The sequence below is a fragment of the Sulfurimonas aquatica genome (genome assembly GCF_017357825.1).
GTDB classification, from domain to species: domain Bacteria; phylum Campylobacterota; class Campylobacteria; order Campylobacterales; family Sulfurimonadaceae; genus Sulfurimonas; species Sulfurimonas aquatica.
Genome location: NZ_CP046072.1, coordinates 2,642,147 through 2,656,054, shown reverse-complemented (window position 1 = coordinate 2,656,054; position 13,908 = coordinate 2,642,147). Strand labels below are relative to the sequence as shown.

Annotated in this window: 16 protein-coding genes; 14 read left to right on the top strand and 2 right to left on the bottom strand. The window is 34.6% G+C overall.

Translation table 11 applies throughout. The annotated features are described in order from the left end of the window. Positions 1-79: 79 nt before the first annotated feature. On the bottom strand, positions 80-583 hold the full coding sequence (locus GJV85_RS12725; RefSeq protein WP_207561749.1) for a hypothetical protein: 504 nt from the start codon (positions 581-583) through the stop codon (positions 80-82). A gap of 187 nt (positions 584-770) precedes the next feature. On the opposite strand from GJV85_RS12725, the gene GJV85_RS12720 reads away from it, so the two are divergent. The 7 genes from GJV85_RS12720 to GJV85_RS12690 all read left to right on the top strand — a co-directional run bounded on the left by GJV85_RS12720 (position 771) and on the right by GJV85_RS12690 (position 6,796). Next, positions 771-1,985 carry a NifS family cysteine desulfurase gene (locus GJV85_RS12720; protein WP_207561748.1) on the top strand — a complete coding sequence of 405 codons (1,215 nt, stop codon included), beginning with the start codon at positions 771-773 and terminating at the stop codon, positions 1,983-1,985. 43 nt (positions 1,986-2,028) lie between these two features. Continuing rightward, positions 2,029-3,009: an iron-sulfur cluster assembly scaffold protein gene (locus GJV85_RS12715; RefSeq protein ID WP_207561747.1), complete on the top strand. Its 981-nt coding sequence runs from the start codon at positions 2,029-2,031 to the stop codon at positions 3,007-3,009. Positions 3,010-3,269: 260 nt separating this feature from the next. Further along, positions 3,270-3,872, top strand: coding sequence for a 2OG-Fe(II) oxygenase (locus GJV85_RS12710; protein ID WP_207561746.1), 603 nt, complete (start codon positions 3,270-3,272; stop codon positions 3,870-3,872). Continuing rightward, positions 3,859-4,746, top strand: a complete 888-nt coding sequence (locus GJV85_RS12705) for an HpcH/HpaI aldolase/citrate lyase family protein (RefSeq protein ID WP_207561745.1) — start codon at positions 3,859-3,861, stop codon at positions 4,744-4,746. Before GJV85_RS12710 ends, GJV85_RS12705 begins: the two co-directional genes overlap by 14 nt. Positions 4,747-4,930: 184 nt before the next feature. After that, complete coding sequence (locus tag GJV85_RS12700; protein ID WP_207561744.1) at positions 4,931-5,170, top strand: hypothetical protein; 240 nt, start codon at positions 4,931-4,933, stop codon at positions 5,168-5,170. A gap of 163 nt (positions 5,171-5,333) precedes the next feature. Further along, entirely contained in the window at positions 5,334-5,858 is a 525-nt protein-coding gene (locus tag GJV85_RS12695) for a hypothetical protein (RefSeq protein WP_207561743.1), read from the top strand. 14 nt (positions 5,859-5,872) lie between these two features. Continuing rightward, complete coding sequence (locus GJV85_RS12690) at positions 5,873-6,796, top strand: glutaminase (RefSeq protein WP_207561742.1); 924 nt, start codon at positions 5,873-5,875, stop codon at positions 6,794-6,796. 12 nt (positions 6,797-6,808) lie between these two features. Here GJV85_RS12690 and GJV85_RS12685 read toward each other — a convergent pair whose 3' ends face one another. Beyond that, positions 6,809-7,408, bottom strand: coding sequence for a TetR/AcrR family transcriptional regulator (locus GJV85_RS12685; protein WP_207561741.1), 600 nt, complete (start codon positions 7,406-7,408; stop codon positions 6,809-6,811). 174 nt (positions 7,409-7,582) lie between these two features. Between GJV85_RS12685 and mgtE the strand changes: the two genes are divergently transcribed. From mgtE to GJV85_RS12650, 7 genes are all read left to right on the top strand, one after another. Then, positions 7,583-8,950, top strand: a complete 1,368-nt coding sequence (gene mgtE, locus GJV85_RS12680; RefSeq protein WP_207561740.1) for a magnesium transporter — start codon at positions 7,583-7,585, stop codon at positions 8,948-8,950. Between the two features lie 9 nt (positions 8,951-8,959). Beyond that, positions 8,960-10,135, top strand: a complete 1,176-nt coding sequence (locus GJV85_RS12675) for a calcium:cation antiporter (protein WP_207561739.1) — start codon at positions 8,960-8,962, stop codon at positions 10,133-10,135. 16 nt (positions 10,136-10,151) lie between these two features. After that, positions 10,152-10,718 (top strand): YajG family lipoprotein, encoded by a 567-nt coding sequence (locus tag GJV85_RS12670; RefSeq protein WP_207561738.1) that lies wholly within the window; start codon positions 10,152-10,154, stop codon positions 10,716-10,718. 36 nt (positions 10,719-10,754) lie between these two features. Beyond that, positions 10,755-11,420, top strand: a complete 666-nt coding sequence (locus GJV85_RS12665; protein ID WP_207561737.1) for a glucosaminidase domain-containing protein — start codon at positions 10,755-10,757, stop codon at positions 11,418-11,420. A 67-nt stretch (positions 11,421-11,487) separates the two neighbouring features. After that, positions 11,488-11,910 carry an ATP-dependent zinc protease family protein gene (locus GJV85_RS12660; protein WP_207561736.1) on the top strand — a complete coding sequence of 141 codons (423 nt, stop codon included), beginning with the start codon at positions 11,488-11,490 and terminating at the stop codon, positions 11,908-11,910. Positions 11,911-11,925: 15 nt separating this feature from the next. Then, the gene (gene rimK, locus GJV85_RS12655) at positions 11,926-12,858 is read left to right on the top strand and encodes a 30S ribosomal protein S6--L-glutamate ligase (RefSeq protein ID WP_207561735.1); all 933 of its coding nucleotides are present in this window, start codon (positions 11,926-11,928) and stop codon (positions 12,856-12,858) included. A 2-nt stretch (positions 12,859-12,860) separates the two neighbouring features. Beyond that, entirely contained in the window at positions 12,861-13,907 is a 1,047-nt protein-coding gene (locus GJV85_RS12650) for a succinylglutamate desuccinylase/aspartoacylase family protein (RefSeq protein WP_207561734.1), read from the top strand. Position 13,908 lies beyond the last annotated feature (1 nt).

Genomic DNA, 13,908 nt, shown 5'->3' with positions numbered 1-13,908 from the left:
AATTGATTTGACAGCAAAGCTTCATGCACTTTTATTCATAGACTTAAATATTAGTTTAATCCCTTGTTTAAAAGCACTACTATATTTTATATCGTAAAGCTTTTTTAATAAACTCGCCAGAGCAGAAAAACATCGTAATAAAGATAGGGTTTAGCTTCACCACATCATCTTCTATGCTCTCAAAGACTTTAAAGTTAAAGCCACCACCATCATTTGGATTTTGAGGAGTAACGGTAAACTCTATAGGAGAGAGGGCTCTAACCATATTTATAATGTTTTTTCTTTTTTTTGTATTTTCTTCATTGAGAATATTGAAATCTGGATTTTCAGAACTTTTATGTTGGAGTAAAATCAGATCAAGCAAGTCAACCTTATCTTTAAAGACTACTTTATTCCATTTTATGATTGTATTGTTGGATGCTATTTGACAACTTTTAGCCATAAGTGCATTTGGTCGACTTTTTTTCATCGCCTCTATAAGAGAGAGAAGATAGTTCTCTCCACCAACATTATCTGCTGCTTTTACCATAAAGAGATGGATTAGCATTTTTGTATCTTCATTTTGCTTATTAAAATTGCACATTCTTGTCCTTTTGTAGGATATTATATCATCATTCTACTCTGTTTTAATTCTTAAGGCAAAAGTCATATCAGTTTTACTTAAGGTAATCATAATCACAAAGCTATTATTATGTCAAAACTAAAAGAGGACAAAAATTGTCTTGTTTAAAAAAAGAGTGAAAATCATTCTTAAAACAAAGAGGTATAAAATGCAAGTATATTTAGATAACAACGCTACAACAATGTGTGATCCACAAGTAGTAGAAGTAATGCAGCCATACTTTAGCGAGCAGTATGGAAATCCAAACTCGTTACATAAATTTGGTTCATCAATACATCCAGCGTTAATGAATGCAATTAATCAAACATACACTGCTTTAAATGCAGCTGATGCTGATGATATTGTGTTTACGTCTGGTGCAACAGAGTCAAATAACTGGGTATTACAATCAGTTTGGATTGATCACATACTTAATGGTGATAAAAATCATATCGTGACAACTGAAGTTGAACACCCAGCGATTCTTGCTACATGTAAGTTTTTAGAAGACCAAGGTGTAAAAGTTACATATCTTCCTGTAAATCATGAGGGAGTTGTTGAAGTGCATACTGTTAAAAGTTTTATTACTGAAAAAACAGCACTTGTAAGTGTAATGTGGGCTTCAAATGAGACTGGAATGATTAACCCAATTAAAGAGATTGGAGAGATTTGTAAAGAAAAAGGAGTACTTTTTCATACAGATGGTGTACAAGCTATTGGGAAAATTCCAGTTGATTTACAAGATGTTCATGTTGACTTCTTATCTTTTTCTGCACATAAATTTCACGGACCAAAAGGTATAGGTGGACTTTATATAAAAGATTCTCAAGCACTCTCTCCGCTTTTACATGGTGGATCACAAATGGGTGGACGTCGTTCTGGAACACTAAATGTTCCTTATATCATAGGTATGGGAAAAGCGATTGAACTCGCAACACAAAACATTCAATCTACTATGGCTTCTATCCGTGCAAAACGCGATCGTTTAGAAGATGCTCTTTTAGAACTTAGTGATACTTTTGTTGTTGGTGATAGAAATAATCGTACACCAAACACTATTCTAATCTCTATCAAGGGAGTTGAAGGTGAAGGTATGCTTTGGGACTTAAATAATGGTCAAATTGGAGCATCAACTGGTTCAGCTTGTGCATCAGAAGATTTAGAAGCAAACACAGTTATGCTTGCAATTGGAGCTGACAATGAGCTTGCTCATACGGGTATAAGACTTTCACTTTCGCGTTTTACTACAGACGCAGAAGTTGATTATGTTATTTCACATTTTAAAGGTGCTGTTGCGAGACTGAGAAATATCTCTAGTTCTTTTGCAAAGCAAGGTCCATCAAAAGGTGGAGAAGTTCAAGAGTGTGAACTTCATCACCACTAAATAATAAATATAAATAATAAATTATAGATTAAAGGAAAATATTATGGCAAAAGCAGATATGTTAAACGAGTCCCTTTGGGACGCTTATTCAAATAAAGTTACAACTCTTATGAACAACCCTCAGCACCAAGGAGAGATCTTTGAAGAAGAGGCAACAGAACGTGGTAACAAACTTATTGTTGCTGACTTCGGTGCAGAATCTTGTGGTGATGCAGTACGTTTATATTGGGAAATTGACCCTAAGAATGATACTATTGTAAATTCAAAGTTTAAGTCTTTTGGTTGTGGTACAGCTATCGCATCATCTGATGTTATGACTGAACTTTGTATCGGTAAAAAAGTTGAAGAAGCTGTTAAAATTACAAATATTGATGTTGAGATGGCACTTCGTGACACACCAGATGTTCCAGCTGTTCCGCCTCAAAAAATGCACTGTTCCGTTATGGCTTATGACGTTATCAAAAAAGCTGCTGGAATTTACATGGGTGTTGATGCAGATAGTTTTGAAACTGAAACTATTGTTTGTGAATGTGCACGCGTTTCACTTGGTACGCTTAAAGAGGTTATCAAGTTAAATGACCTTAAAACAGTTGAGCAGATTACAGATTATACTAAAGCTGGTGGTTTTTGTAAGTCTTGTATCCGTCCTGGTGGACACGAAGCTATGGATTACTATTTAGTAGATATCTTAGCAGACACTAGACAAGAGATGGATGAAGAGAAAATGAAAGCGGCAGCAGACGCAATGGCAGCTGGTGGTGGAAACTTTGAGACTATGACTCTTGTTCAGCAGATTAAAGCTGTTGATGCGGTTATTGATGAAAACGTTCGTCAGTTTCTTATTATGGATGGTGGTAATATGGAAATCATTGATATTAAGAAAAATGAAGAGTTCATCGATATTTATATCCGTTATTTAGGTTCTTGTGATGGTTGTGCTTCTAGTTCAACTGGTACGCTTTATGCAATTGAGTCAACACTTAAAGAAAAACTTTCAGATAAGATCCGCGTTTTACCAATCTAATTTATAGACCTCTTATGAGGTCTTAAATATTTTCACACTTACTTTCAAATATATTACTGTAAACTACGCATTAGCATTAGGCTGTAATATAATAGTGAATAGCTATTCACAACACTTCTACTACAACTGCTCACAAATTCACTGATGGGCATAAACTTAATTCTTTTTACCAAATTAAATAATGGACAATATTATTGAAAATAAAATATAGTAGTGGAGATGCCCTTATGAGTATCATGCATTTAGTTAGAAATAACTAGGTGTATAAGGCACTTTACGAGAAGATAATTGATGAATTGGTTAATACTGGATATGTTATCATTGATGATGCATTAGACTTAGAACTTGCACATAGTTTAGTAGACCTTGCAAAGATAGACGTAGGCTTTAAACTCGGAGGAATTGCAGGAGGCACTAAAAAGAAGGTTGATAGAAACCGTAGACGAAACAAGATAAGATGGATTGATGCTAAAAACAAGCATGAAGCTGAGTATCTCTTTTTTACAAATGACTTAAGTGAATACTTAAATAGATCGCTATTTTTGGGTTTAAAATATTATGAATCGCATTTTGCAATTTATGAAGAGGGTGATTTTTATGAAAAACATTTCGATGCTTTTAAAAATTCAAAAAATCGTATTCTTACAACTGTCTACTATCTAAACGAAGAGTGGAGTGATGAGAATGGTGGAGAGCTTGTTATATATGATGAGAATGATAATTTTTTAACAAAAGTGATACCCAGATTCAACACACTCGTACTCTTTTTAAGTGATAAGTTTCCTCATGAGGTGTTGCCTGCTAAAGTGAAACGCTACTCGATAGCTGGGTGGTTTAGGATTGATAAAGATGAAAAAAGTTAACTATATAGATTTGGGTGCGACACTATTTGTTCCAAGCACTCATAAGAATCTCGAGGATATTTTGAATGCTCAAAAATATCCTGAGCTTAAAAGTGTTTTGATAGATACAGAAGATGGCATAGAAGATGAAAAGTATGAAGTAGCTTTAGAAAAAATTCAAAGAGTCTTGAGAACTTATGATAAGCAAAAACTTTTACTATTTATTCGCCCTAAAAATTGTGATGGATTAAGAGAGTTATTAAGCCTTGAGGGTATTGAAAAAGTAGATGGCTTTATTCTTCCAAAGTTTTCACTCTCTAATGCAAAAGAGTATTTAAAAATATTAGAGAAAAAAAAGTTTTTTATTATGCCTAGCATAGAGGGAAGTGAACTTTTTAACCAAGCCGAACTATATGAGCTTAGAGATATACTTCTTCCATATAAAGAACAAATACTTTTAGTTCGTTTTGGACTTGAGGATATGCTTAGACAACTAAGAATGAAGCGCAGTTGTGAGTATAGTATCTTTGACTATAGTGCTCCGGCATCTGTTCTTGGAACTTTTATTGCCATATTTAAAAGTGCGGGCTTTGGAGTAAGTGGTGGTGTTTATCCATGCTTTAAAGATGATGCAGGTTTTATTAGGGATGTCAAACGCGATCTAAGAGAGGGGCTCTTCTCTAAAACCATTATTCATCCCAAACAGATAGAAATTACAAATGAACTTTATAAGGTCACAAAAGAGGAGTATGACGAAGCACTTTACATCTCTAAAAGTGACAAAGCCCTAAGTGCAATCAATAGAAAAATGGCAGAGATAAAGACCATGAAGCCATACTCTTTAGAAATTATTAGAAGAGCTGAACTCTATGGGATTTGTGATTTTAAAGAGTAGTTACTATTTTTTTTAAAAAAAGAGTATAATTTTGTACTCAAGTTTATGGTTTATTTTCTTTGCGAAACCTTTGAGTCAAAAGAGCTACTAGCATATAGTAATTCAGGTTTTTTTTGGCTGTGTTTGATACCTTCTATCAAACGTTTTCTTTATGTATAACATAATTTATTTTATCGAGGACACAATGGAAATTTCTGACGTAGAGTTTGAAATGGAACTTGCTGGCGTTGATGCTTCAGATATTGAAAGCATCCTTGCTCTTTGCAAAAGCAAAGGCTTTAATAGTGACTTTTTAGATGATGAGCTTTTAAAAAAAGGTTATCCTAAAGTTTTCACTGTAGATTATGATGAATATGATAGTTTTGACGATGATGAGTATTATTCAATAGAAAAATTCCCACATAAGAATCACTATCAAGATTAGAGGCTTAGCAATGGCGAACAGAGAATTAATCAACAGATCATTTATACGGGTTATAGATGGAAAAATCCGTAATATAAATATGCTAGGCGACTTAAAATTGCTAGATAAGCAATTGAGCGAGTAAAAACTTTGTATAACTATCAAAAAGTCTTTAAATAAAATGATGAAAGAGATAAAAAGCGATTCTAATTATTTAGATATCAATCAAATTGATATAGTAGAAGTTGTCAATAACAAATGCTTAAATAATCTTGGACATATCGTAATAGATAAAATCGTGACTACCCCTCACAATAAAACTAAGGTTGAGTTTTCAAATGGCAATACTCTAAACTTTTCAAGTTATAGGTCTGCCTTTGAGTATCTCAATGCGATATATAATCTTAAAATAAAAGTACACGCTACAGCTGCTAAAAAAGTAGCCTTAGAAGTTGAGGATGTTGATAGTTCAAACATAGATATAATTGCTACTAAACTAAAAAAAATGATTACTGGATTTAAGGGTTCTAACCATAGTGTAAAATTAAATAAGATGGATTTGGCTAACTATCTAGAGTCGTATGAGTGGACTATGAACAAGTTTAGTATAGATGATATTCGGTATATTATTAATATGATTGATGAACAAACTGAATTTGAATATCGATTATACACTCGCTATATAGAAGGTTATTTCAGTGGAGTATAAGAAAGGAATGAAAAGTGGACTATCAAAAAATTATAAATGAGATAGCCCAAGAAGTCACTCCTTTTTTAAAAGATGGCAAAGTTGCTGACTACATACCAGCACTTGCTAGCGTTGATCCTGAACAGTTTGCCATGAGTGTCACGCTCTTTGATGGCACTCAGTATAATGTAGGCTATGCCGATAGACTCTTCTCCATTCAGAGCATTTCAAAAGTTTTTACCTTTACCCTTGGCTTAAATATTTATGGTAGTAGTCTGTATAAACGTATAGGACGTGAGCCTTCAGGAAATCCTTTTAACTCTCTAGTGCAATTAGAATATGAGCATGGAAAACCAAGAAATCCATTTATAAACGCAGGTGCCATTAACGTGACAGACGCGCTCATTAGTCACTATGAGAGTGAAGAAGTCGCTTGTGAAGAGGTAATGGAGTTTATTCGCTCTATAGCTGATGATAACTCTATAAGCTCTAATGAGATAGTTTCTAAATCAGAAATGAAATATGGCCATAGAAATATGGCTCTAGCAAACTTAATGAAAAGTTTTGGTAATCTAGATAATGAAGTAGACGATGTTGTAAGTGTTTACTTTAAACACTGCTCAATTGAGATGAATACAAAGATGCTCTCTCGTGCAATGCTCTATCTTGCAAATCATGGAGTAGATCCAATAACAGGGATTAGATATGTATCAGTGCAGCGAGCTAAACGTATAAATACCGTGATGTTGACATGTGGGCACTATGACGCTTCTGGAGATTTTGCATTTCGCGTTGGACTACCTGGAAAAAGTGGTGTTGGCGGAGGCATAGTTGTAGTCGTACCTAAGCTTATGGGTATATCTGTATGGGCTCCCGGACTAAACACTCAAGGAAACTCGCTTGTTGGAACCAAGGCCTTAGAACTCTTTAGTGATAAAACGGGATTGTCAATTTTTTGATTGAAGCGGCATTTAGATATCTTGTTTTGAAATTTTAGCAATCCCACTAAAAAACAGAGTAATCGTGTCATCAATGACATTCGTTGTATCAAACTTTTTAATCATATAACTTTGAGTATACCCATCAGCTAATTTTTTAAATAGCACTGCTGTATGGTAGCAGTCGATTTTCTCATTTTTTAATATTTCTTCAAACTGTTTTGCTAGATACTTGTAAAGACCATCCATGGGCTGTGAATCATTAGTGTTTAAGTTGTGAAAAAAGAAAGGGTCGTTTTCAAGTGAGATATTAATACTCTTGCCCTTTTTATTTTTTATAAAAGGCTCATATGTGTAGTGTAAAAATAGTTTGAGGTTTTGAATGGGGTCATCAGTAGAGTTATCCTCTAGTCTCTCAACAAAAGTTCTAAATTGATATAAAATATATTCAAAATATAAATTTTCTTTTGTTTCAAATATTTTATAAAATGTTCCAACTGAAATATCAAAAGAGTCTGCCAAGTCCGAAACAGTCACATTTTCATATCCTACTTCATCGAATATTTTAGCTGCAACTTCCAGGTAAAGGTCTCTTTTGAGCAATTCTAATTTTTCTGCTATTGTTTTTTCCATGTGCAAGTATATCATAATTTTAAAATATAAAATATTATTTGAAATATATAACTTAATTCATTATAAAATATAGTATACTTTTAATTGAAAGACTATTCTATACTTTGCTATGAAATATAGTGAAGTTTAAAAGATATATATGAATAGTAAAATAGACCAAATAAGGAGATGCAATTGGAAATAGATCAAGAAGAGTTAACGTCTATCTTGCATATACTTGAGACTGAAATAAATCAGTATAAAGAGAGTGAAACAAGTGTGCACCCTTATGATATTGCCGAACAGCTTTTAAAAGTAAGAGGTTTAAGCAATCAAGCGTATGAGCAGATAATTAAGAAAATACCAAGTAGTCTCTTTGCAGATATTTTATCTGAACTACCTAATCATGTTCAAGAAGAGACGGCGGATATTTTAAGTGTTAAAAAGCTTGCAAATATCGCACTGCATATGGATACTGATGATGCTGCTACTTTAATCCAAAATATTAGTGAAGATCATGAAGATGTTTCTCAAAATATTTTGGAGCGTTTTACTGAGGAAGATAAAGAGATAATAGAGCAACTAATCTCTTATGAAGAGTATGAAGCAGGTTCTTACATGCAAACTGAGCTCTTTCATGCAAAGATTGATGAGAATATTGGTAAAGCTTTAGAGAGACTCAGAGGACTCAAAACTAGTGGTGATGTTGATAATATTTGGCATGTTCATCTTGTAAATGAGAGAAATAAATATTTAGGTTCGATTGGACTTGAAGAGTTGATTATCTTTGATCGTGACTTGAACTTTGAAGACGTACCATATGAGAAGCATAAAAACTACTCCGTCAACCATAAGCAAAATATTAAAGAAGTTGTAGAGATGGTAACAAACTACAACTTAAACGCCATTGCTGTTTTAGATGACAAAAACCGTCTTGTAGGTAGGATTACCTCTGATGATATCATAGATATTATTCAAGAGAGTGCAACTGAGCAAATCTTTAACCTCGCTGGTGTAAATGATGAGGCGGAGCAAGAAGAGAATATGTTCCAAATTGGTAAAACTCGAGCTATATGGCTTGGGCTTAATCTTTTAACGGCAATCGCTGCATCTTTGGTTATTGGAATGTTTGACGCAACGATTCAATCTCTTGTCGCGCTTGCAATTTTAATGCCAATAGTGGCATCTATGGGTGGAAACGCGGGAACCCAAACGCTTACGGTTACTGTTCGTCAGATGGCTCTTGGAGATATTGAGGGTGATGATGCAAAAAAAACAATCTACAAAGAGGTGATAATCTCTTTGGTAAATGGAACTCTGTTTGCCGTTTTGATAGGGGTTATCGCTTATCTCTGGTTTAATATGCCGATGTTAGGAGTTGTCATAGGATTATCAATGATAATCAATCTCTTAGGAGCTGGATTTTTTGGTAGCGTTATACCGTTAGTTTTACAAAAAGCTGGAGTGGACCCTGCTATAGGAAGTACGGTTCTACTTACAACTGTAACTGATGTCGTAGGATTTTTTAGCTTTTTAGGCTTAGCTAGCATCATACTTTTATAAGGAGAAGATTTGGAACAAACTATAGAAAAACAAGATAAAAAATTAAAATATTTTATCGAAGATTATTGGGATATATTTTTAGGAATAATGAGCATGATTATCGCTTTTTATTTTCATAAGATGGGACAGGGTGGTCTTGCTACTCTTTTTGCAGCTATTGGAATTGGCTCGCTTTCATTAACGGTTTCTGAAGTTGCTGAGATACTCTCAGAGCGACTACAAGAGCCTTATGGTAGCTTTGTATTAACTCTAAGCGCCGTTGTGGTTGAGATTATACTTTTATATATCATATTGCTTCAAGCTGTGAGTGATCCAGAAGTGGTTAACACTGTAAAAGGAGGTATCATCTCTGCAATTATTGTAGATATGAATGTTCTTTTAGGTTTGGCCGTCTTTTTAGGTGGCTTAAGGTTTACGGAACAACAGCATAACAAAAAGACATCAAGTACATATACGACTATTCTTTTTGTAACGGCGGCGGCACTGTTGGTACCAGGTGTATTAAGCTTTGGTAAGCATTCGCCAACTATTATAGAAGATGCCTCCATCGCAATTGCGGTTTTACTTATGGCTTTTTATATAGTTATATTGGTATTTCAAACAAGAACGCATACACATCTTTTTAAAAGTAATACAAAAAGTAGGGTTTTTAGAGTAAAAAGAAAGATGAGCGAGGAGGAGTTAGAGTTAGATGAACATGAGGATGAAGATGATGATTACATATTTGAAAAGTTCAATATGCTTGGACTTATCTTGTCTATATTTGTGTTTATTGCTATAATCGCTTTAGGTGCAGAAGTTTTTGCCAATGATGGAATTAAACTAGCAAAAGAGTATGGCATTTCAGCGGGCCTCTCAGGTCTTATCATTGCGATAGTTGCTGTTGCTCCTGAGATAGTTACAGCGATTAAGGCTGCTAAAAATGATGAGATTCAAAGGGTTGTAAACATCGCTATGGGTGCTTCAACAGTCTCCATACTTTTAACGGTGCCAATCTTGATGGCATTAGCGTACGCAAGTGGTATTCGATTTACATTGGACTTTAATCCACTTGAAATTGGTGCTTTAATACTTACGGTCATTTTAGCTTGGAAAACAACTGATGAGGGACAAACCAACTACTTTGAAGGTATGTCTCATCTAATGTTCTTTATGGCGTTTACAATAATCGCCATTTATTATTAAAAAAAAGGATTTAAAAATGAAAAAATTAAGTTATATAGTAGTTCTAGCACTTATGCTAGTAGGATGTAGTTATAAAAATAATCCAGTTGTTTTGGAGTCATACAAGGCAGATTATAGTGGAGAGATAGCACCAAAGAATACAACTGTTTTTCTCTCTAGTGTTAAAGATACAAGGTTAGATAAAAGATCAATCGGTTATGTTTTAGAAGGTGACAAAAAAGCAGTTACTTTATTTAGTGAAGACGACTTCGAAAAAAAGTACAAAGATGGACTAGGGCATGCATTAAACATAGCTGGATTTGACACTGATGTGAAAAAAAATGAAGCGACTCTTGTAGTTAACATTTTTATAAAAGAGATTAACGTAGTTTACACAAACGAATCATTTGATGAAAATCTAAAGGGCAAAATAATGATCGAGGCTAGCGTTAAAAAAGGGGATAAAACTTTAACTTTCAACTTTAAGCAACAGAGTGGAAAATGGATCTCGCCATCATATAACTCTAAAGACGTAGCACCATTGTTGCATATGCTTTTTAGTGATAGTATTAATGATGTGGTTGCAAAATTAACTTCCTTGTAATATAAAAGAGTAAAAGATACTAGGAAATAAAATAAAATGAAATTAATTTACATCACATTACTAGTTTCGAGTTTAGCGGCATCAACTGTCACTCCGAAATTTGTTGCCAATGTCGTTCCAAAAAATATGAGTGTTCAGACAAAAAAAAAGAGATTTTATGCACTTGTTGCACCAGCTGTAAAAAAAGTGTATTCGGACTTAATGAAAGAGTATCTTAGTGTTGCAAAAGATATGAAAAATGGTAAAAACAAGGCAAAGATTGCTGCATTAAAAACTACATACAATGTCAAAACAGATAATGAACTTTTAGCATGCTTAAAGCCTCATCCACAAAGTATAGCATTGGCTCAAGCCGCGATGGAGAGCTCTTGGGCAACTTCGAGGTTTTTTGTAAAAGCTTATAATATTTTTGGTGTTTGGAGTACAAATAAAAATGAACCTAGAATCGCAGCCAATGAGAAACGCGGTGGTAAAAGAACAATTTGGCTTAGAAAGTTTAACTCTGTAGAAGCAAGTGTAAAAGCTTACTATAGACTAATGGCTAGAGGAAAAGCTTATAAAGAATTTCGCGCTTTGAGACTCAAAACAAATGACCCTCATCAGCTTGTAAAAAAGCTAGACAAGTACTCTGAAATAGGTGCAAAATATGGTAAAGAGTTGAGCCAGGTTATACGATTTAACAAGTTAGTAAAATATGACTAAAGTTTATATTATCGTATAATGAGAAGTCTGTATAATTGAATATAGCTAACAAAATAAGAGGTACTTTATGAATGACAAAAAAATTGTTGGAAAAAAAGAGATTATATCTATTTTAGATTTAGAGCTTTTTGATTTAGATGCCAAGGTAGATACCGGGGCTGATTCAAATGCTTTGCATTGCGATCATATAGAGATAGATAAGAGTGGCTTTGTTCACTTTCATCTACTTGATGAAGTCCATGCGTCATATCATGGAAAAAGAATGAGCATGCCTTTGTATAAGGTCAAAAAAGTTAGAAGTTCAAATGGAGAGCTCCAAGAGAGACCTTCCATTAAGGTTAGCGTTGAGTTTATGGGGAAAAGATATAAAACTATTATCTCTTTAACAAATAGAGCCGATATGAAGTACCCAATGCTTATAGGAAGAAAATTTTTAAGTGGTAAGTTTTTAGTAGACGTATCGCAAGAATATTTATCAAAAGAGTCATAAAACAAAGGAAAAATAATGAAAGTATATATATTATCAAGAAATAAAGAGTTGTATTCGACAAAAAGATTAATTGAAGCAGGAGAAGCTAAGGGCTGGGATATTCAAGTTATCGATTATTTAAAATGCTCTATTGAGATTATGAAAGGGGAGCTTCATATTAACTATTTAGGTAAGCAACTACCAGTTCCAGATGCAGTCATACCAAGAATAGGTGCTAGTAGAACATTTTATGGTACTGCAATGGTTAGACACTTTGAGATGATGGACGTTTTTTCAACTTCAGGGAACTTGGCAATAGCTAGAAGTAGAGATAAGCTTAGAAGTCTGCAGGTGCTCTCAAAGCATAATGTAGATATGCCTAGAACCGTTTTCGCCTCAAATAAATCAACTGCTAAAGACGTTATAGCCTTAAGTGGCGGGGCACCTTTAGTTTTAAAGATACTTGAGGGAACACAGGGTGTAGGTGTTGTTTTAGTGGACACTGAAAAAGCTGCAAAGTCCGTTCTTGACGCATTTTACGGCATGGATGTTAACCTACTTGTTCAAGAGTTCATTGAAGAAGCTGGTGGGGCTGATATCCGTGCCTTTGTTGTTGATGGAGAAGTTGTTGGAGCAATGAAACGCCAAGGTGCAAAGGGTGACTTTAGATCTAACCTACATCAAGGTGGAAGCGCGACATCTCACAAACTTACTCGTAAAGAGAAGTCAACTGCGCTTGCGGCTGCTAAAGCTATGGGTCTTGGTGTTTGTGGCGTTGATATGATTGAGTCAGCTCGTGGTCCGCTTGTAATGGAAGTTAACTCATCTCCAGGCCTTGAAGGAATTGAGAAGTCTACAAAGCTAGATATAGCTGGTAAAGTTATGGATTATATAGAAAAAAATGTAACGCCAGCCACAGATACAACAACTAAAAAGAAAAAAATAAAACGCGATAATATTGGAGCATAGAGATGCCAGCACCCATGTTTAATTTAGGTGGCGTTGATATTCCAAGAGGGGTAAATGTAACCATAAATCTTGAACTCCCTAAGCTTTATAATACACCTACTCAACTCCCCGTAAGGGTTATTCGTGGTAAACGCAGTGGACCAGTTGTTTTTATAAGTGCGGCTATTCATGGTGATGAGCTTAATGGTATTGAGATAATTAGACGTTTTAGAAAGCTAAGTATTTTAAAAAAGTTAAAAGGTACTCTTATTTTAGTACCTATTGTCAACGTATATGGGATTATGACTCTTTCACGTTACTTGCCAGATAGAAGAGATTTAAACAGAAGTTTTCCAGGAAATGCAAAGGGCTCTTTAGCTGGGCGTGTAGCGAGAATATTTTTTGATGAGATTGTAAAAAAATGTGATTTAGGGATTGACCTGCATACGGCATCAATTCATAAATCAAATCTTCCTCAAGTGAGAACAAACACAGATAATGAGTATACCTTTAGACTTGCTAAAGCATTTGGGGCAGCTGTAGTTCTGCATTCGGAACTTCGTGATGGCTCCCTTCGTGCTGTAGCTCAAGAAGAGGGTGTACCTATTTTACTATATGAAGCTGGAGAAGCCCTGCGTTTTGATGAGACTTCAATTCGTATTGGCGTTCATGGCTTAGTAAATGTGCTTAGAGAAAATGAGATGCTTCCAAAGGTGAGTAAAAAGGTGCATAAAGTTCCTGTAATCACTAGAAGTAGTAAATGGATTCGCTCTAGTGAAAGTGGGATGCTGCGAACTATCAAGGCACTTGGAGATACAGTCGCACAAGATGAGATAATTGCTTATATTGATGAGCCACTTGATGATGAGAGTTTTGAAGTGAGATCGCCATTTGATGGTATTATCATCGGTAAGTCTGAAATTCCTCTAGTACAAGCCGGTGATGCTGTCTTTCATATAGCTAGATTTAAAAATCTAGAACAGGCTGAAGACAAGATAGAACATTTCCATGAAAACATGATTGAAGAGAGTGAATTTTATGAACTTAATAACGAAGATACAATAGAGTAAA